Source organism: Nesterenkonia sp. K-15-9-6 (assembly GCF_052656005.1).
On the sequence record NZ_JBQYEY010000006.1, the window covers coordinates 140,625 to 159,496 of the forward strand.

The 18,872-nt window shown below is 69.8% G+C and carries 17 protein-coding genes; 12 read left to right on the top strand and 5 right to left on the bottom strand.

All coding sequences use genetic code 11. The features are described 5' to 3' along the window. Window positions 1-137: 137 nt before the first annotated feature. Genes SD455_RS05910 through SD455_RS05920 form a run of 3 tightly spaced genes read left to right on the top strand, consistent with a single transcriptional unit; the run spans window position 138 to window position 3,870 of the window. Entirely contained in the window at window positions 138-1,217 is a 1,080-nt protein-coding gene (locus tag SD455_RS05910; protein ID WP_445507533.1) for a siderophore-interacting protein, read from the top strand. A 46-nt stretch (window positions 1,218-1,263) separates the two neighbouring features. After that, window positions 1,264-2,610 (top strand): 23S rRNA (adenine(2503)-C(2))-methyltransferase RlmN, encoded by a 1,347-nt coding sequence (gene rlmN, locus SD455_RS05915; protein WP_445507534.1) that lies wholly within the window; start codon window positions 1,264-1,266, stop codon window positions 2,608-2,610. A 60-nt stretch (window positions 2,611-2,670) separates the two neighbouring features. Further along, the gene (locus SD455_RS05920) at window positions 2,671-3,870 is read left to right on the top strand and encodes a pyridoxal phosphate-dependent aminotransferase (protein WP_445507535.1); all 1,200 of its coding nucleotides are present in this window, start codon (window positions 2,671-2,673) and stop codon (window positions 3,868-3,870) included. Between the two features lie 37 nt (window positions 3,871-3,907). On the opposite strand, the gene erm is transcribed toward SD455_RS05920, so the two are convergent. Both erm and SD455_RS05930 read right to left on the bottom strand, forming a co-directional pair. Next, a complete protein-coding gene (gene erm, locus SD455_RS05925; RefSeq protein ID WP_085437521.1) occupies window positions 3,908-4,672 on the bottom strand; it encodes a 23S ribosomal RNA methyltransferase Erm in 765 nt (254 codons plus the stop codon). Window positions 4,673-5,022: 350 nt separating this feature from the next. Then, on the bottom strand, window positions 5,023-5,451 hold the full coding sequence (locus SD455_RS05930) for a VOC family protein (protein ID WP_070160340.1): 429 nt from the start codon (window positions 5,449-5,451) through the stop codon (window positions 5,023-5,025). Window positions 5,452-5,741: 290 nt separating this feature from the next. Between SD455_RS05930 and SD455_RS05935 the strand changes: the two genes are divergently transcribed. After that, on the top strand, window positions 5,742-6,377 hold the full coding sequence (locus SD455_RS05935) for a DUF998 domain-containing protein (protein WP_070160361.1): 636 nt from the start codon (window positions 5,742-5,744) through the stop codon (window positions 6,375-6,377). A 10-nt stretch (window positions 6,378-6,387) separates the two neighbouring features. Here the strand turns inward: SD455_RS05935 and SD455_RS05940 are convergent, their stop codons facing one another. Beyond that, entirely contained in the window at window positions 6,388-7,176 is a 789-nt protein-coding gene (locus tag SD455_RS05940; protein ID WP_170922632.1) for a TetR/AcrR family transcriptional regulator, read from the bottom strand. A gap of 80 nt (window positions 7,177-7,256) precedes the next feature. Here SD455_RS05940 and SD455_RS05945 point away from each other — a divergent pair, with 80 nt between their 5' ends. Beyond that, entirely contained in the window at window positions 7,257-8,192 is a 936-nt protein-coding gene (locus SD455_RS05945; protein WP_445507536.1) for an ATP-binding cassette domain-containing protein, read from the top strand. After that, on the top strand, window positions 8,189-9,073 hold the full coding sequence (locus SD455_RS05950) for an ABC transporter permease (RefSeq protein WP_445507537.1): 885 nt from the start codon (window positions 8,189-8,191) through the stop codon (window positions 9,071-9,073). The genes SD455_RS05945 and SD455_RS05950 overlap by 4 nt, the downstream gene beginning before the upstream one ends. A gap of 115 nt (window positions 9,074-9,188) precedes the next feature. On the opposite strand, the gene purB is transcribed toward SD455_RS05950, so the two are convergent. Continuing rightward, window positions 9,189-10,652, bottom strand: coding sequence for an adenylosuccinate lyase (gene purB / locus SD455_RS05955; RefSeq protein WP_445507538.1), 1,464 nt, complete (start codon window positions 10,650-10,652; stop codon window positions 9,189-9,191). Between the two features lie 209 nt (window positions 10,653-10,861). Here purB and SD455_RS05960 point away from each other — a divergent pair, with 209 nt between their 5' ends. Then, window positions 10,862-11,347, top strand: coding sequence for a hypothetical protein (locus SD455_RS05960; protein ID WP_311025294.1), 486 nt, complete (start codon window positions 10,862-10,864; stop codon window positions 11,345-11,347). A gap of 62 nt (window positions 11,348-11,409) precedes the next feature. Beyond that, window positions 11,410-13,380: a hypothetical protein gene (locus SD455_RS05965; RefSeq protein ID WP_445507539.1), complete on the top strand. Its 1,971-nt coding sequence runs from the start codon at window positions 11,410-11,412 to the stop codon at window positions 13,378-13,380. A 24-nt stretch (window positions 13,381-13,404) separates the two neighbouring features. On the opposite strand, the gene SD455_RS05970 is transcribed toward SD455_RS05965, so the two are convergent. Beyond that, window positions 13,405-13,800 carry a phage holin family protein gene (locus SD455_RS05970; protein WP_083277521.1) on the bottom strand — a complete coding sequence of 132 codons (396 nt, stop codon included), beginning with the start codon at window positions 13,798-13,800 and terminating at the stop codon, window positions 13,405-13,407. A gap of 55 nt (window positions 13,801-13,855) precedes the next feature. Here SD455_RS05970 and SD455_RS05975 point away from each other — a divergent pair, with 55 nt between their 5' ends. The 4 genes from SD455_RS05975 to SD455_RS05990 are packed head-to-tail and all read left to right on the top strand — an operon-like array spanning window position 13,856 to window position 18,861. Next, on the top strand, window positions 13,856-15,001 hold the full coding sequence (locus SD455_RS05975; RefSeq protein WP_445507540.1) for a histidinol-phosphate transaminase: 1,146 nt from the start codon (window positions 13,856-13,858) through the stop codon (window positions 14,999-15,001). A gap of 58 nt (window positions 15,002-15,059) precedes the next feature. Then, window positions 15,060-16,187 carry a thiamine pyrophosphate-dependent enzyme gene (locus tag SD455_RS05980; RefSeq protein WP_070160353.1) on the top strand — a complete coding sequence of 376 codons (1,128 nt, stop codon included), beginning with the start codon at window positions 15,060-15,062 and terminating at the stop codon, window positions 16,185-16,187. Further along, window positions 16,184-17,365, top strand: coding sequence for an alpha-ketoacid dehydrogenase subunit beta (locus SD455_RS05985; RefSeq protein ID WP_237090049.1), 1,182 nt, complete (start codon window positions 16,184-16,186; stop codon window positions 17,363-17,365). Before SD455_RS05980 ends, SD455_RS05985 begins: the two co-directional genes overlap by 4 nt. A gap of 35 nt (window positions 17,366-17,400) precedes the next feature. Further along, a complete protein-coding gene (locus SD455_RS05990) occupies window positions 17,401-18,861 on the top strand; it encodes a dihydrolipoamide acetyltransferase family protein (protein ID WP_445507541.1) in 1,461 nt (486 codons plus the stop codon). The last annotated feature ends 11 nt before the right edge of the window (window positions 18,862-18,872 follow it).

Sequence of the window (18,872 nt, forward strand, 5' to 3'; positions counted from 1 at the left end):
GCGGGCCCGGTGCCAGAGGCGTCACAGTCGGTTTCGTCATTGCGAAGTTCGCTAAAGGGCGTCTAGTGTGGTGAGGCGAACCTTCCCTGATGGCTCGGTCGAGTGCATCGGGGTCGCCCCGACCTGTGGAGGATCCGATGAGCGCACAGCCGGTCGACGTCGCCGAGACGACACCCGCCCGCCCGGAGATCCGTGCCGTGGAAGGCTCGGGTCGGAGCGCAGCCGCCCAGGCACCGGCCGCGACCACTGACGGGTCGCCAGCGGAGGCGCGCCCGATCCCGGCCACCCGTGCGTTCCGGACCACGGTCGCCGACGTCGTACGGCTCAGTCCCCATTTCATCCGGGTGACGGTGACCGCTGAGGAACTCCGCCACTTCTACACCGGCGGGCTGGACCAGCGGATCAAGGTCTTCCTGCCCCGTGCCGACGGCGAGTATCCGGAGATCGGGCTCTTCGCCGACCCGGCCCCCACGATCATGGAGTGGTACCACCGCTGGCGCGAGCTCGACGACGCGGAGCGCAACCCCATCCGCACCTACACGGTGCGCGCGATCCGCCCGGAGCACCGCGAGATCGACATCGACTTCGTGGTCCACGGCACCGAGGGTCCCGCCTCCGCCTGGGTGAGTGCCGCCAGCCGGGGTGACGAACTGATCGTCATCGGCCCGGACGGACGGTCCGAAGAGGTCGCGGCCGGCATCGAATGGAACCCGGGCACCGCCCGTGACGTCCTGCTGGCCGGGGACGAGACCGCGGTGCCCGCCATGTGCGCGATCCTCGAGTCCCTGCCGGAGGGAATCACCGGTGAGGCGTACCTGGAGGTGCCCAGCAGCCAGGACGCCCTCGAGGTCGCCACCCGCTGCGGCGTCACCGTCCACTGGCTCGGCCGTGACGGCGCCCCGCTGGGGGAGAAGCTCACCGCCGCCGTCGAGGACTGGGCACGCCGCCGGGAGGAGATCTTCGCCGCCCGGCAGGCCGCCTGCGAGCCGGCGCGTGCCGCGGTCGGCGCCCCGGACACCGGGGAGCTTCCAGAGGTGAGCGAGGACGCCGTGCTCTGGGAGGTGGCCGATCCCGAGGGGTTCCGCGAGTACGCGTGGCTGGCCGGGGAGGCCGGGGTCATCACCGGTCTGCGCCGCCACCTGGTCAAGGGCATCGGCATGAGCCGCAAGCAGGTCTCCTTCATGGGGTACTGGAAGGCCGGCCGCGCCAGCGCCTGACTCTGCCCCTGAATCGAGGTCGCCTCGGCATGGGACACTGGTGTCGATGTCGACTTCACCGAAGAACCCGGAGACGCCGCGCGCGGCCGCGGCGCAGCGCCCCGCCCGTGCCGACGACGCCCGCCCCCAGGTCCGCCCCAAGCCGGAGGGGTGGAAGCAGCCCATGGGTCCCGACGGGCGCCCGCAGCTGCAGTTCGCCCAGTCCAAGCGCGTCACCCAGCCGCCCAAGCACCTGGCGGATATGAGCCTGGAGGAGCGCATCGCGCGCGCCAAGGAGCTCGGTTACCCGGGCTTCCGGGCCAAGCAGCTCTCCGTGCACTACTTCCAGCACTACACCTCGGATCCCTCCGAGATGACGGACCTGCCGGCGGCGACCCGGGAGGAGCTGGTCTCCGAGTTCCTGCCGCCGCTGCTGACCGAGGTCCGTCGGCTGCGCACCGACGACGGCGCCACCATCAAGTTCCTCTGGCGGCTCTTCGACGGCGCCCTGGTGGAGTCGGTGCTCATGCGGTACCGCAACCGCATCACCCTGTGCATCTCCTCCCAGTGCGGCTGCGGGATGAACTGCCCCTTCTGCGCCACCGGCCAGAACGGCCTGACCCGGAACATGTCCACCGCGGAGATCGTGGACCAGATCGTCCAGGCGAACCGGGCCATCGCCGCCGGAGAACTCGACGCCCCCAGTGCGGCGGAGATCGCCGAGGAGCGGGACCACGCCGGCCTCGGTGAGGAGACCGACTTCGCCGAGGCGGGTCCTGAGCCTGCCGCGGCCGGGACGCAGCGCACCGGTCCGCAGCGGGTGTCCAACATCGTCTTCATGGGCATGGGGGAGCCGCTGGCGAACTACAAGCGGGTCATGAACGCGGTGCATCGGATGATCGACGACGCCCCTGAAGGATTGGGGATGAGCGCGCGAGGCATCACCATCTCCACGGTCGGCCTGGTGCCGGCGATCAGGAAGCTCGCCGACGAGGACCTGCCGATCACCTTCGCCCTGAGCCTCCACGCTCCCGACGATGAGCTGCGCGACGAGCTCATCCCCGTGAATTCGCGTTGGAAGGCCGACGAGGCGATCGACGCCGCGTACTACTACTACGAGACCACCGGCCGCCGAGTGTCCATCGAGTATGCGCTCATCAAGGACATGAACGACCACGGGTGGCGTGCCGACCTGCTGGCGGAGAAGCTCAACGCCCGAGGCCGGGGCTGGGTGCATGTGAACCCCATCCCGCTGAACCCCACACCGGGCTCCATCTGGACCTCCTCCGAGCCGGAGGTCATGCAGGAGTTCATCGCTCGGCTCGAGGCCAAGGGTGTGCCCACCACACTCCGGGACACCCGCGGCAAGGAGATCGACGGCGCCTGCGGTCAGCTCGCCGCCGCCGAGGACTGACAGCCCGCCCCGCTCCCGCCGCGGAGCCGACGTCGGCTGCGGACCGTTAGGCTGGCTCGCATGAAACCGTCGCAGCGCTCCGCGGTCCCCGGGTTCCAGGTGATGAGCATCCTCGCCGAGATCGACGCCCTCCGGGCGCGGGGTCGGGACATCGTCTCGCTGACCGCCGGTGAGCCCGGCTCCGGCGCTCCGCCGGCGGTCAACCGCGCCGCCGCGGCGATCCATGCTCAGGACACGGTGCTCAACTACAGTGCCGCCCTGGGGATCCGGCCGCTGCGTGAGGCGGTGGCCGCCCATTACGGTGACTGGTACGGCGTCCAGGTCGACGTCGACCGGGTCGCCATCACCACCGGGTCCTCCGGTGCGTTCCTGCTGAGCTTCCTGGCCGCCTTCGACGTCGGCGACCGGGTGGCGCTCGCCCGGCCCGGTTATCCGGCCTACCGGAACATCCTGACCAGCCTCGGCATCGACGTGGTGGATCTGGACTGTGGCCCGGAGGTCCGCTTCCAGCCCACCGTGGAGCTGCTGGAGCAGGCGGCGGCCGACGGCGGCCCGCTGGCCGGTCTGATCCTCGCGTCCCCGGCCAACCCCACCGGAACCATGATCGGCCGTGAGGAGCTCGGTTCGCTGGTGGACTGGTGTCGGGGCCAGGATGTGCAGCTGGTCAGTGACGAGATCTACCACGGCATCACCTCGGGCGGCGACGACCCGGCCACCGGGCTGCCCTCGCCCGGGGTGAGCGCGGTGGAGCTCACCGCCGAGGCCGTCGTCGTGTCCTCCTTCTCGAAATACTGGGGCATGCCCGGCTGGAGGTTGGGCTGGGCGGTGCTGCCTGAGCACCTGGTGGATCCGGTCTCGCGGCTGGCCGGCAACGTTTCGCTGTGCCCGCCGCACGGCTCACAGCTGGCCGCCGTGGAGGTCTTCAGCCCGGAGTCTATGGCTTTCGCCGGAGCGCAGGTGGAGCAGTACGCCTCGGCCCGCCAGCTGGTGCTGGACCGGCTGCCGGAGCTCGGCTGGGGCCAGGTGGCGCCCGCCGACGGCGCCTTCTACGTGTATGCGCACATCGGTGAGCACCTGGAGGAGTTCGGGGACGCTCCGGCCTACTGTCAGGCGGTCCTGCAGCAGGCCGGGGTGGCGATCGTCCCCGGCACTGACTTCGATCCCGTGACCGGTCACGAGTGGGTGCGCCTGTCCCTGGCACCGGGGCCGACCGCCGTCGCCGAGGGTCTCGACCGGATCGTGGCCTTCCACCGCGGCTGAGCCCAGGGTCGACCGACTGAACCCTGCGCTGACCGAGTCAGGGGGCCCGCCGCCAGAGGGCGGCCCACTGCTCAGCAGTCAGACGGCCGGGGGCAGCATCGCGACGCACCCCCGCAGCGCCCAACAGCGGGCCCACCTCGCGGCGTGACAGTCCGAGGCCGTGCTGCAGGATCTGCCCCATGCCGCGGCCCGGTCCGGTGAACGCCCGGTGGACGAAGGCCGCATACGCTCTCCGGTCCGTGTGGGGGACCAGAGGGCGCTCCCGCCGTGCGATGGTCAGCAGTCCGCCGTCCACGGCAGGGCGGGGTCGATACGCCGACGCGGGGATCCGTCCCTCCAACCTGAATGCGTAGTACGGGGCCCATTGGGCGGTCATCATGGTGGATCCCCCGACGCCGGCACGTCGGCGGGCGACCTCCCATTGGGTCATCAGCACGGCATCGGTCCAGCCGGGGGCATAGAGCAGCCGCCGCAGGATCGCCGTCGTCAGGTGAAAGGGGAGGTTGCCGACCACCACGTGGGGCTCCCGGGGGAGACGGTGGGTGAGGAAGTCCCCTTCGACCACCCGGGTGCGTCGGCCGGTGCGCTGGTCCAGACGCCGGGCCGCGCGGGTGTCGATCTCCACTGCGGTGAGGGGGCGTCTCAGCGTCTGCAACGGCAGGGTCAGGGCGCCGTCTCCGGGGCCGATCTCCAGGATCGGGCCCTCGGTGCGGGCGACGAGCGCCACCACGGTCCGGATGGCGCGGGGGTCGATGAGGAAGTTCTGGCCGTGTTCGTGACGGCTGTGGGCATAGGTGTGCACAAGTGATCTCCAGATCGCGCAGGGATCACGCTGGGCAGCACGAGGCGCCGCGCAGCGTGGTGGTCAGCTGCGGCGGCGGGAGAGCATCAGGGACTCGTCCAGGTCACCAGGGCAGGGCTGCCGACGGCGCGCGGGCGCGCAGGCAGGCAGAGGCCAGCGGTGGACTACGGGAAGAGACGGAGCTCGAGGGACGCCTAGATCAGCGCCGAGCGCGGACGTGCCGCGACCACGCCTCGAGGTTCAGCTGCTCATCGCCGCTGAGCCCGTGCGGGGACGGGCCACGGCGATGATGTAGATGGCGTTGAAGGAACCCATGGGCATGAGGATAGCAGAGGCCGGCCTGGGGCTGATCAGCCTTGCGAGGCGGTCTCGGCGGTGTTGAACATCCAGGTGACCCCGAACCGGTCCTTCAGCATGCCGAACCGGTCACCCCAGGGTGCGCGTTCCAGCGGCATGAGGACCTCGGAGTGCTCGCTCAGGTCGTTCCACCAGCGTTCGAGCTTCGTGTTCTCCGAGGCGTCGGGCTCGTTGACGCTGAGCGCGATGGTGCCCAGCCCGTTGCTCTCCATCCCGGGCGGCAGGTCGGAGGCCATCACGTGCAGGCCGCGGTCCACGAAGAGCGAACCGTGCATGATGCTGTCCTTGTTCTGGTCGTCGACCCCCATGCCTTCGCCGTAGGTGAGCATGCCCAGCTCTCCGCCGAACACGGCATGGTAGGTCTCGAGCGCCTCGCGGGCGGTGCCGGGGAGCTGCAGGTAGGGGGTCAGCGCGACAGCCATGATGGAGCCTTCCTCGCAGGGTCGGGGCCGCTCGGGCCTCGAGTCACAGGTGGTGTGGGTCCGTACCGCGACGGCGGATGCCGAGAGACTCGGTCGGGTTCCCGCCGGCCGCGGAGGGGCCTGTGCCTGTCATCGTGCTCCGGTTCGCACGCGAGGGGAAGGGCCGCTCGCCCGGGGTTCGAGATTCCGCGCGTCACGACGTTCGTGACCATCGGCACGTGCCTCGCAAGGGATCCGCCCCCTAAGCTGAGGCATCCGTAGCTCGGCCCGTCGGAGAGGGTGCTGTGAGCATGTCGAGTCTGTTGCTGGGAGCGCCGCTGTTCGGCGCTGTCCTGTTCATCGCGGTCTTCCTGATCGACGGGGCCACACGGCCCGGCTACGATCCTCGCCGCCAACCCGTCAGCGCCCTCGCCCTGAGCTCTCGCGGCTGGGTCCAGACTGCCAACTTCCTCCAGCTCGGCAGCGCGCTCATCCTCGGGGCCTCCGTGCTCATCCGACAGGCCTTCAGCGGCGTCTCTGGGTCAGACGTCCCCTGGGCAGACCTGATCTGGGCAGGCGGCGTCGCGGTCCTGGGCCTCGCCGTGGTGGCCTCTGGGCTGTTCCGCATGGACCCCATGCGGGGATATCCGCCGGGCAGTCCCGCGGGCGACCCCGAGGTGCTGTCCCGGCGGCACCGGCGGCATGACCAGGCGGGCTCCGTGGTGTTCCTCGGGCTTCCGGTCGTGATGATCGGGGTGGTCGTGGTCCCTGGCCTGGACACGGCGGTGCGGGTCGCCGCCGTCGTCGCGGGCCTGGCCACGGGGTGGCTGGCCGTGCGATTCGGGGAGCGATGGGAGCAGGACGCAGGGGATGCCGGTCTGTGGCAGCGGGCCCATCTGGTCCTCGGGCTGCCGAGCCTGGGAGCTGTGGTCCTGGCGGTGGGGTGACCCGCGCTGGTCAGTGTCGAGTCGCCGTCTCCGCAGCGCCGCCGGCGCGGGACTCCAGGCCCGCGATGATCAGGTCCAGACCGAGGTCGTACTCCGCCTCGACGTTCTCCACCGGGGGTTCGTCAGTGGCTGGGGGTGAGGCGGTGGACCCCGGCGAGTAGTCGCCGGCCTGATAGAGCGGAGCCACGTGGGGGTAGCGCTCTTCGGTGATGACCTCCTTGAGCATCGCGGCGCCCTCCTCGGTGACGGTCAGCTGGCCCTCCTGCGCCAGGGCGAGCTCCAGCTCGGTCATCGAGGCCACGTGCTGGGAGACCACGAGAATGACGCCGATCTTGTCGTCCCTGGTCAGGGGCAGGGACTCCAGAGCCTGGAGCCCGAGGTCGGCGAGGCGCATCTGGTTGGGCATCAGCACCGAGACCTGTCCCCGGGGGATCTCGCGGAGCCAGGGGTGGGCCCGCCAGGCCTCGCGGATCAGCGCGGCCCATTGTCGGAGCGCCTGGCGCCAGTCGGGATCGAGCGTGACCTTCTCAGAGAGCCGCGCGGCCGCATCACCCATGAGCTGCAGCATCTCCTCCTTGCCGGAGACATAGCGGTACAGCGACATCGTGGTGAATCCCAAGGACTTCGCCACGGCCTGCATCGTGACGGCGGCCAGGCCCTCCTCGTCGGCGATGCGGACCGCAGCGGCCACGATCCGCTCATGGCTCAGGCCGCGGCTCGGGCCGCGCTGCGGCGTCTCCTGCATGCCCCAGGCGACGGCGACCGCGCGGGGGAGGCCTGTCTCAGTGGTGTCGACCATGACGTGCATTCTCTCACCTGGACGAGTACCACCTGACATTGACTGTGTACGAACTACACTGTGTATGTCATACTCTATGTATGACGTACACAGAAAGTCGCGGCGCGGCCGCGCCGGAGGACGCCCCTCCGCTCATCCATGTCACCGGGCTGAGGAAGAGCCACGGACGCCATCGAGTCCTGGACGACCTCACCCTGTCACTGCCCCCGGGCGTCCACGCCTTGCTGGGTCCCAACGGCGCCGGCAAGACCACGTTCGTCTCGATCCTGTCCACCCTGATCCCCCGGGACTCAGGCGAGGTGCGGGTGCTCGGACTGGATCCCTGGGCCGATCGGCGGCGACTGCAGCGGCTGATCTCCCTGACCGGTCAGCATGCCGCGGTCGACGAGTCCCTCTCCGGGGAGGAGAACATGCAGCTCATGGGCCGCCTGTTCGGACTGTCCCGGTCCCGAGCCCGCGAGCGGTCCGAGACGCTGCTGGCGAGGTTCGGCCTCACCGAGCACGCCCGCCGCCGGGCCGGCACGTACTCGGGAGGCATGCGCAGAAAGCTGGACATCGCCGTCGGGCTGATCCCCGAGCCGCGGCTGCTGTTCCTGGACGAGCCCACCACCGGGCTCGACACACGGAGCCGTCAGGCGCTCTGGGATGAGATCCAGGCCCTCGCCGACCAGGGCACCTCCGTGTTCCTGACCACCCAGTACCTCGAGGAGGCCGACGTCCTGGCCGATCAGGTCCTGGTGCTCCACGGCGGTCGGATCATCGCCAGGGGCACTGCCGAGGAGCTCAAGGCGCAGGTGGGCGGCTCCACCATCGAACTGCGCGACGACGCCGGGCACGTCTGTGAGGAGATCCCCACCGGGGGAGAGGTCGACGACGTCGCGCGGGTGCTGCACGGCATCGCTGAGTCCCGCCCGGGCATGCGTGTCACGGTGCGTCGCCCCAGCCTGGACGAGGTCTTCCTCCAGCTCACCGGCGCCCCGCCCACCGATCAGATCACCGAGGAGGCCCTGTCATGACCAGTACGAGCACCGACGAGCTCGCCGCCGTCCGGCCCGCCCGTCAACACCAGGGCGCCGAGGGCGCCGAGTTGCCGCAGACACCGACTCGGGTTCCCCCTGGGGCGCCCGGAGCCGGGCTGCTGACAGGCCTGACGCAGTTCTCTCTGCGCAGTCTCCGTCATTCCTTCCGGGACGTGGAGTCCGTGCTGATGGCCGTGCTGCTGCCGGTCATGCTCATGCTGATCTTCACCTTCGTCATGGGGGAGGCCATGGCGATCGGGGACGGCAGCCGGGCCGACTACCTGGCCTTCGTGCTGCCGGCCATCGCGCTGACCGCCGCCGGATTCGGCGCCTCCCACACCGCCGTCGTCGTCAGCAACGACGTCACCACCGGCTTCATGGACCGGCTGCGGACCATGCCCTTCCCGGCGGTCACGGTGCTGCTGGGCCACACGGTGGCCTCCATGGTGCGCAACCTGCTGGCCACAGCCGTGGTGCTCGGGGTGGCCTTCGCCGTCGGCTTCCGCACGGATGCGGGCCTGCCCCAGCTGCTGGGAGCAGTGGGGCTCATCGCCCTCTGGATCCTGGCCATCACCTGCGTCTTCGCCCTGCTGGGGCTGATCTCCGGTTCGGCGGAGTCGGCCAACGGCTACGGGTTCATCCTGCTGTTCCTGCCCTATGTCTCCAGCGGCTTCGCGCCCGTGGAGACGATGCCCGGATGGCTGCAGGGCTTCGCACAGCACCAGCCGATGACACCCATCATCGATGCCGCCCGCGCGCTGATCACCGGGACGGAGGTTCCCTCGACCTGGTGGGGCGGCCCGCTCTGGTGCCTCGGCTTCGTGATCCTCGCGGTGTGGCTCACCGCGGTCGTGTTCCCGCGCAAGGTGACACGATGAAGGCGCTGACCGTCTGAGGCGCTGACAGGCTGTGCGGCCCATGCGGCCGTGAACGACGAAGGGGGCCGCCGAAGCGGCCCCCTTCACCGTGTCTGCGCTGCTCGCTCGGTGCCGGTCACTCGGTGCCGGCGAACTCCCGGGCCAGCCGCGTCGCGAGGCCGGTGTACCGGGCCGGGGTGAGGCTCTTCAGCCGGTCCTCGGCGGCGGGGCTCAGCCCGAGTCCGGCGACGAACTCCTGGAGCTTCTCGGCGTCCACGCGGCGGCCGCGGGTCAGCTCCTTGAGCCGTTCGTAGGGGTTCTCCATGCCGGAGGTGCCCGCGATGGCTTCTGCGCGCATGACGGTCTGGATCGCCTCTCCCAGGACCTCCCAGTTGGCGTCCAGGTCGGCGGCGATGACCTCGGCGGCGACGTCGAGCTGCTTCAGGCCCTTGGTGACGTTGCTCAGCGCCAGCACCGAGTGGCCGATGCCGGTGCCGATGTTGCGCTGGCCCGAGGAGTCGGTGAGGTCGCGCTGCCATCGGGACTCCACGAGCGTGGAGCCGAGGGAGTCGAGCAGGGCGTTGGAGATCTCCAGATTGGCCTCGGCGTTCTCGAAGCGGATCGGGTTGACCTTGTGCGGCATCGTCGAAGACCCGGTGGCCCCGGCCACGGGGATCTGACGGAAGAAGCCGATGGAGATGTAGGACCAGATGTCTACGCACAGCCCGTGCAGGATCCGATTGAAGCGGGCGATGTCCGCGTAGAGCTCCGCCTGCCAGTCATGAGACTCGATCTGGGTGGTCAGCGGGTTGAACGTCAGTCCGAGCTTCTCCACGAACCGCTGTGCCAGCGCCGGCCAGTCCAGCTCCGGTGCGGCCGCCAGGTGGGCGGCGTAGGTGCCCGTGGCGCCGTTGATCTTCCCCAGGTACTCCTGAGCTTCGACACGACGCACCTGGCGGGCCAGGCGGTGGACGAAGACGGCGATCTCCTTGCCGAGGGTGCTGGGAGTCGCTGGCTGGCCGTGGGTACGGGAGAGCATCGGCACCTCGGCGGCCTCTGCGGCCAGGGCGCCCAGACCGTCCAGCGCCGTGCGGGCCGCAGGAAGCCACACCTGCTCGACGGCGTCACGGATGCCCACCGCGTAGCTGAGGTTGTTGATGTCCTCACTGGTGCAGGCGAAATGCACCAGCGGGGTCAGCTCACCGAGTCCGAGTCCGTCGAGGCGACGGGCGATGAAGTACTCCACCGCCTTCACGTCATGGACCGTCTCGGCCTCGATGGCGGCCAGCTCGGCGACCTGGTCCGGCCCGAATCCGGTCACGATGCCGCGGAGCCCGGCGATCTGTTCCTCCGTCAGGATGGGCAGGCCCGGCAGCGCCTGCTCGGTGCAGAGGTGGATGAACCATTCGACCTCCACGTGGATGCGGTTGCGGTTCAACGCGGCCTCGGAGAGGTGGTCGATCAGCGGCGCGACGGCGGGGCGGTACCGACCGTCCAGCGCACCCAGGGCGATCTGCGGCTCGGCGGCGGCGAGGCTGACGCGGTCCTGGTCGGCGGAGGACGGCGTGGACACGGCAGGGGAGGAGACAGAGTTGGCCATGCCCGACATTCTTCCACGGCCGAGGGGCGCAGGTGCAGGCCCGTCACAGGCGGGCTCCTCCACAGGGGCCGGACGACGGCGGCGACATGCCCGGGCTATCCACAGACCGCCGCCCCGGCCGGCGCAGAGAGCGGTGCGCCGCCTAGCGTCGACGGCGTCGTCCCTGTTCAGTCAGCCGCCGTCGAGCGGCCGAGCCCCGAGGAGTTCCCGTGTACAGTGCCGCAGCTGCCCACTTGGACCAGGTCGCCACGGTCTATGACGAGATGGCCGCCCGGTACCGGCGCGCAGCGGGTCTGGGCCCTCAGCAGCGGACGCAGCTCGTCCTCGCTCAGGACGCGGTGCGGTGGGAATCGTTGGCCGGGGACGCCTTCCGCGGGTTGATCGACCTGCTGATGGCCGACAGCGCGGGGGTCAGCGAGGAAGCTGAGGACTTGGCGTCCGAGGCGTCGATCCTCGCGGGGGTCATGCGGGAGGGAGCGCAGGTCGCGCGCCATCTGGCCGCGATCCTCGACGCGGTGGCCGGGCTGGACATCGTGGGGATCTCCGGCGAGGTCCTGCTGCGACGAGCGCGCGCGGCAGTGGACGACGTCATGTCCCTGGGGAGTTTCCTCGACGACTACGGGGGAGTTCCGCCTGGGCTCGGCGACGTGATCGCAGAGGTCCTGCGACCGCCTGTCGAGCAGAACGCCACTTGACGGCCACTCCATCAACCGCCCCATCCACCACCCCGTCGACGACACACTGTCAGGAGATGACCATGGATCTTCCTGCCCCTCAGTTCCCCGTGCCGGTGCCCGTGCGCCCGCACACCGCCGATCACGGTCCGTTCACCGTCAGGGTCTCTGGCGGGGACACGACGATCGACGTCGCCTGGGAGACGCTCCTCGCGGCCTCGTCCCACGTCGGGGCGGCTCAGGAGCTCGCGGGGAGGCAGCTGGACGACGTCGCCGCGAACAACACGCTGCTGCTGGTGCCACGTCCTCAGATCCCCCACTGGCGGGCGCCGCTGCTGGTGACCCGGAGTGCGAGTCTCAGCATGCGGATCATCTGGATCAGCGGTCTGGTGGAGAAGTGTGTGTCGGCGATCGAGTACTCCCACGACAAGTACCGCGAGGGCGAGTCGATGATCCGCCGATGGCTGCAGATCAGCGAGCTCATCTCGGAGACCTCCTACGTCATCGATCAGGCCGGTCAGGGGGACGGGAGGCTGGCCGGCGACTGGGCCCGCAGCCTCGGTGTGCTCGGCGGGCAGGAGGCGCTTCGGCTGGTGGCGGCGTACTTCACGCGTGGGCGATCAGGCCTCGGGGGCGGCAGGCCCAGCGGGCGCGATCGGTTCGAGGACGGTGCCGGGTTCGGGTTCCTGGCGATCGCGAAGCTCCAGGAAGAGAACGCGCTGGCCGCGTATGAGATGGCGAGACATGATTTGAGGCTGGGTGATCAGACGGGAACGTCCTTCCACCACGGCGACGGAACGCTGCACTCGTGGTACCAGCAGATGGGCCAGGTTTCGGAGGAGGGGGACCTCGCGGTGACGACCGTCGCCGGAGACTCGGGCGAGACCACGTACATGGTGCATCTGCCGGGACTGGATATGGACATCACCGACCTCAACCGGCAGGACGGCAGGGGGTACCTGGGTCTGGTCGACTCGGCGTTCAACGACGCCGAGCAGCTCGCCGATGTGGTCGATGAGGCATTGGAGAGCCTGGGGGCGCAGGAAGGAGACCAGATCGCTCTGTCCGGCTACAGTCTCGGCGGGATCGGGGTGACCAATCTGGTCCGGAACGGCAGGCTGGGGGAGAAGTATGACCTGGTCGCCGCGACGAGCATCGGAGCCCCGGGCCGACACGGCGGCTTCCCGCCAGGGACGCAGACCTCGACCACGCATATCCAGGACCGTCGTGATCCTGTGCCGCACCTCCTCGGTGAGCACCAAGGAACCGGGGTGAACCGACAGGTCATCGAGGTCGCCCATCACGACGAGGACGCCCGGCCCGAGGACCCCTCGCTGTTCGGCGATGCCCACAGCTACCAGCATTACCTCGACATCGTCGAGGAGCTAGAGGCCAACCCGGAGGAGCACCTCGGTGAGGGCGGGGATGCGCTGCTGCGAGACTTCTCCACGCTGTACCAGGGCCAGGCGGAGACGCACGTCTTCCGGACGAAATGGGAGGAGAACCCGGACAGCCAGGACCCGGACCTGTTCGACCCGGAGTTCTGGGAAGCCACGGGACTGACGACCGGCGTCTGGGAGTCCATCGAGCGGTTGGACGTCTTGGGGATCGGAGACGCGTTCGGCCCGGTGACACCGGTGGAGGATCCCGAGACGCCAGGAACGCCGGACCTCGAGGACACCGCACCACCTTCTCCCTCCGAGAGGACACGGGGCGCCGGCACCCTCGACTCCGGCACCCTCGACTCCGGCGCACTGGGATCTGCCGGTGAGGAGGACGGTCAGGGCCTGGCTGGGGAGCCCGGAGGTGCTATTGGGGAGGAGTCGCTCGGCGGCGCCGTCGGATCCGACGCCTCGGCGATGCGGAGCCAGGCGGAAGCCGCCGCGAATCCCCAGGAACCGGTCCGCGGCCACCGTGACCGCGCGCAGCCGCTCACCCCCGGCGTGATCATCCCGACCACCCCACGGTCCGGTCCGGCGCCGGGCGCCGACGACGGCGAACCGTCCGTACCGCAGCCGCTCACCCCGGCCGTCATCGGCCCGCCGGAGCGGTGAGCCCCCATCCCGGCGGCCCGGTGATCAGGCCGCGCGTGCCGCCGGATCCACCAGGAACCGGCCTAGGATCGCGGAGACCAGGGAGACGATGATGGCCCCGAGGATCGCATCCCAGAAGAACGACCCGACGACGAACTGTACGGGGAAGAAGGAGGTGACCCAGCCGGTGAGCATCAGCATCGCGGCATTGATCACCACGGCGAACAGGCCCAGCGTCAGGCAGGTGATCGGCAGGGCCAGGAGGGAGAGGACCGGTTTGATCACGGCGTTGATGACCCCGAAGACAGCCCCGACGAAGAGATAGGCCAGCAGGACCATCCCGATGTCGTCACCGGCGCCCTCGACGCCGATCCCAGGGAGGAGCAGAGCCGCCGCGCCCAGGGCGCAGGCGTTGAGCACGATCGCCAGTAGGATTCTCACGAGGACGATCATCTCATGTCAGAGATGAGAGAACCCTGAGAGGATCATGCGACCCATGAGCACCACAGACCACGACACCGCCCGGACGGCTGACCGGCTGACCCGCAGCGTCGCGGGCACGGTCACCCCGCGCCCTGCCCTGTCCCTGCTGCCCACCTATGCCGCAGGCAAGCCGCCTCGCCCCGCCGAGGGGCTCACCCCCTACAAGCTCTCCTCCAACGAGAATCCGCTGGGCCCGGTCCCCTCCGTGGAACGGGCCATCGCCTCGGTGGACACCGTCCACCGCTACCCGAACCCCGGTGCGGAGCAGCTGCGTGCCGCGCTCGCCGAGACCCTCGACGTGCCGGTGGAGGACATCGTCACCGGAACGGGCAGCCTCGGCGCCCTGACCCAGGTGATCAGCGCCTTCGCCGGCACAGGGCCCGACGGCGTTCCTGACGAGGTGATCTACGCCTGGCGCTCCTTCGAGGCCTACCCCATTGTGGTCCGCACTGCAGGCGCCCAGGATGTCCCGGTGCCCGTCACGCAGGACGGTCGCCACGATCTCGAGGCGATGGCCGTCGCGGTCAGGGACCGGACCCGGGTCATCCTGCTGTGCACACCCAACAACCCGACCGGGCCCGCGCTGCGGCATCAGGAGGTCGTGGACTTCCTGGGGAAGGTCCCCCGCGACGTCGTCGTCGTCATCGACGAGGCCTACCTGGAGTTCGTGCGCATCGAGGACCCCGTGGACACGCTCGCGCTGTACCGCGAGCACCCGCAGGTCGTGGTGCTGCGGACCTTCTCCAAAGCACACGGTCTCGCGGCCCTGCGGGTCGGCTACTCCATCGCCTCACCGGAGGTGACCCAGCACCTGCGCAAGGTCGCGGTCCCGTTCGGCGTCTCCACGCTGGGTGAGGTCGCAGCGATCGCATCGCTGGAAGCTCTGGACGAGGTGAACTCCAGGGTGCAGAATCTTGTACAAGAACGACAGAGAGTCCGGGACGCCCTCATCGACGCGGGGTGGAACGTGCCGGACGCGCAGGGCAACTTCATATGGCTGCCGTTGCGGGACCACGCAGGTGACTTCGCCCACGAGGCCGGGCTCCAGGCCCTCGCCGTGCGGGCCTTCGACGGCGACGGTGTACGAGTCAGCATCGGCGAAACCGAAGCCAACGATCGGCTGATCCAGTTGTGTAAGACCTACACACGGACGAGCTGACCGCAGCTGACAGAATGAACGGTGGCCCACCCTTGATGCCACCGGAGAGGAGCACGCCGTGCAGCCCATCCAGCTGCTCGCGCCCGACGGAACCTACACCGAGCATGACGTGTACAGCGAGTACATCGCCGCGCTCGGAGAGCAGGATCTGCGCGACCTGTATCGACTCATGGCCACGGAGCGGCGCATGGACGCTGAGGCGACCTCGCTCCAGCGCCAGGGCCAGCTCGCCCTCTGGGTGCCTGCCCTCGGACAGGAGGCCGCCCAGGCCGGAACCGTCTCAGCGCTGAAGCCCACGGACATGATCTTCCCGACCTACCGGGAACACGTCATGGCCCTCCACCGCGGCATCCGCCCGGACCAGATCATCCAGCTCTTCCGCGCCACCGCGCACAGCGGCTGGGACCCCCGTGAGCACGCCATGAACGTCTACATGGTGGTGCTCGGCGCCCAGACCCTCCACGCCGCCGGGTGGGCGATGGGCATCCAGCGGGAGCTCGAAGCGGGTGACCTCGCCGACGGGCGGGCGGAGGACGAGATCGTCCTGGCCTGCCTCGGCGATGGTGCCAGCAGCCAGGGAGACGTCCACGAGTCCATGGTCTTCGCGAGCTCCTACGAGCTGCCGGTGCTCTATTTCATCCAGAACAACCATTGGGCGATCTCCGTGCCCTCCTCCACGCAGTCTCGGAGCCCGCTGGCCGCTCGCGCCGCCGGGTACGGCTTCGAGGGGGTCCAGGTGGACGGCAACGATGTGCTCGCCAGCTATGCGGTGGCCGCCCACATGGCGGGACAGGTGCGCGCCGGCGGACCGAAGCTCATCGAATCGGTCACCTACCGGATGGGCGCCCACACCACGGCCGACGACCCCACCAAGTACCGCAGCGCGGACGAGGTGGAGGCCTGGCGCGCCAAGGACCCGCTGGACCGGTACCGTCGCTGGCTCGAGGCCGAGGACCTCGCCGATGACATCTACTTCTCCGAGGTGGACCAGGAGGCCGCCGAGGTCGCGGCCGAGCTGCGTCGGGCCGTCCAGGAGATCGATCCGCTGCCGCTCGAGGAGGCCATGGACGCCGTCTACGCCGAGCCGCACCGGCAGGTCGAGACGGACAAGGCGTGGTTGAAGGAGTACGAGGCCGGCTTCGTCGATGACGACGCCCTGGCCGGCGGAGAGGCTGGTGCCCGATGACACTGATGAACCATGGCCAGGCACGCCGGGCGGAGTCCCACGCGCCCTCGGCACGCAGCTCCCGCCGAGGTGCACGCGGGACGCGCCCCGCGGCCCCCACACCGTCCTCACCGGACGTCGTCTCCACGGCCTCTTCGGCACGCAGCGCCCAGGAGGCGGTCGGGCACGACGACGGCGTCGAGACGCCCGCACCTCCGCGGGAACTCGTCCTCGCCAAGGCGATCACCGCGGCGTTGCACGATGAGCTCGCCGCCGACCCGCGCACCCTGCTCATCGGGGAGGACATCGGCGCCCTGGGCGGCGTCTTCCGCGTCACCGACGGGCTGCAGAAGGAGTTCGGCCCCCGGCGGGTCATCGACTCTCCGCTGGCGGAGTCAGGAATCGTCGGCACCTCCATCGGTCTGGCGATGCGCGGGCACCGTCCGGTCGCCGAGATCCAGTTCGACGGCTTCGTCTTCCCGGCGTTCAACCAGATCACCACCCAGCTGGCCAAGATCAGCTCCCGCACCGCGGGGAAGGTGCACCTGCCGGTGACGATCCGGCTGCCCTACGGCGGCTCCATCGGCTCGATCGAGCATCACTCCGAGTCTCCGGAGGCGCTCTTCGCGCATACAGCGGGTCTGCGCATCATCACGCCGTCGAACGCGCATGACGCCTACTGGATGACGCGTCAGGCGGTGCGCTGCGAGGACCCGGTCATCATCCTGGAGCCCAAGCGCCGATACTGGCTCAAGGGCATGGTGGACTTCTCCACCCCCGCCCAGGACGCCTTCACCGCCCAGGTGGTGCGCGAAGGCACCGACGCCACGATCGCCTGCTACGGGCCCCTTGTGCCGGTGGCTCTCGCGGCCGCGGAGGCGGCGGCCCAGGACGGACGCAGCATCGAGGTCGTCGACGTCCGCTCGATCAGCCCGCTCGACGACGAGACCATCGCTCGATCGGCGGCGAAGACGCAGCGGCTCATCGTCGCCCACGAGGCCCCAACCTTCGGCGGCTTCGGCGCGGAGATCGCCGCCCGAGTGAGCGAGCGGGCCCACCACCGACTCGTCGCCCCGGTGCTTCGGGTGGGCGGCTTCCACATGCCGTACCCGCCGTCGCAGCAGGAGCACCGCTACCTGCCGGACATCGATCGCATGCTGGAGGCCGTGGACCGCAGCTTCAGCCATCCCCGCCGCTGATCCCGGCGTCGACAACGAACGGAGAGAGACTGAGCATGGTCGACACCTTCAACCTGCCTGACGTCGGCGAGGGGCTCACCGAGGCGGAGATCGTCTCCTGGCGTGTGGCGGTCGGGGACACGGTCGAGGTCAACGACATCGTCGTCGAGATCGAGACCGCCAAATCGCTGGTGGAGCTCCCCATCCCGTACGCCGGCCAGGTCCAGGAGCTCGTCGCGGACGAGGGCGAGACGATCGAGGTCGGCAGTCCGCTGATCCGCATCGCTGTGGAGGGCTCCCCGAGCCCCGAGACCGAGCCGTCAGCGGCTCAGTCGGCGGAACCGGCGGCCGCCCCCGCCCCCGTCGACGACGAGTCTGCCGGGACGACGAGCTCTGCGGCACAGGCGACGTCGACCTCCACCCCGGCCTCCTCTTCGCAGAGCGAGGACTCGCTGATCGGCTCCGGGCCCAAGGCGGACTCGGCCCGGCGCCGTCCGCGCAGCGGGCACACCACCCCTGACCTGGTGGACGTCTCGGATCTGGGACTCCCGGACCTGGACCCTTCAGGCGGGCGCCCCGGCGACGTCGTCCCGGCTCCCGCTGCGGGCGCCTCGGACATCGGCGATCTCGTGGCGAAGGCGAGCCCACCGGTCCGGGCGCTGGCCAAGCGTCTGGGTGTGGCGGTCTGGGAGCTGGTCGGCTCCGGCGGCAACGGCAAGATCACCCGCGACGACGTCGAGCGCCGCGCTCGTCAGAAGAACGGGGAGAAGGCCCCGGCGACAGCGACCCCGGCCGAGCCGCCGTTCACCGGCCTGCTCCGCGAGGGCCCCCGGGAGGAGAAGGTTCCGGTGCGCGGCATCCGGAAGGCGACGGCGACGAATGTGAGCGCCTCCGCCTCCGAGGTCCCGCATGTCAGCGTGTTCAAGGAGATCGACGTCACGCGCACCATGGAGCTGCGGACCGCGCTGAAGCAGGACCCCTCCTACGAGGGACTGAGCGTGTCTCCGCTGCTCTTCGCGGCCAAGGCGATCATCTGGGCCGCCCGCCGCAACCCGCAGGTCAACGCCACCTGGCATGACAGCCACTACTCGGTGAAGAACTATGTGAATCTGGGGATCGCTGCGGCCACCCCGCGGGGCCTGATGGTGCCGGTGATCCATGATGCGCAGACCTACAGCACCCGTGGCCTCGCGGCCGCCATCACTCAGCTGACGGTGGACGCCCGGGATGGGAAGACTGCCCCGGCGGACATGCAGGGCGGCACGATCTCTATCACCAACGTCGGCCCGCTGGGCCTGGACGGCGGCACCCCGATCCTGCCTCCGGGCCAGGCCTCGATCGTCCTGCTCGGCGCCGTGCGGCGCAAGCCCTGGGTGGTGGGTGAGCAGATCGTCCCCCGGGACGTGATGACCATCGGCGGGTCCTTCGACCACCGCCTCATCGACGGCGACCACGCCGGACGGTTCATCAGCGACGTCGGTGCGGTCCTCGAGCAGCCCGGACTGCTTCTGGACTGAGGGCGCCTGGT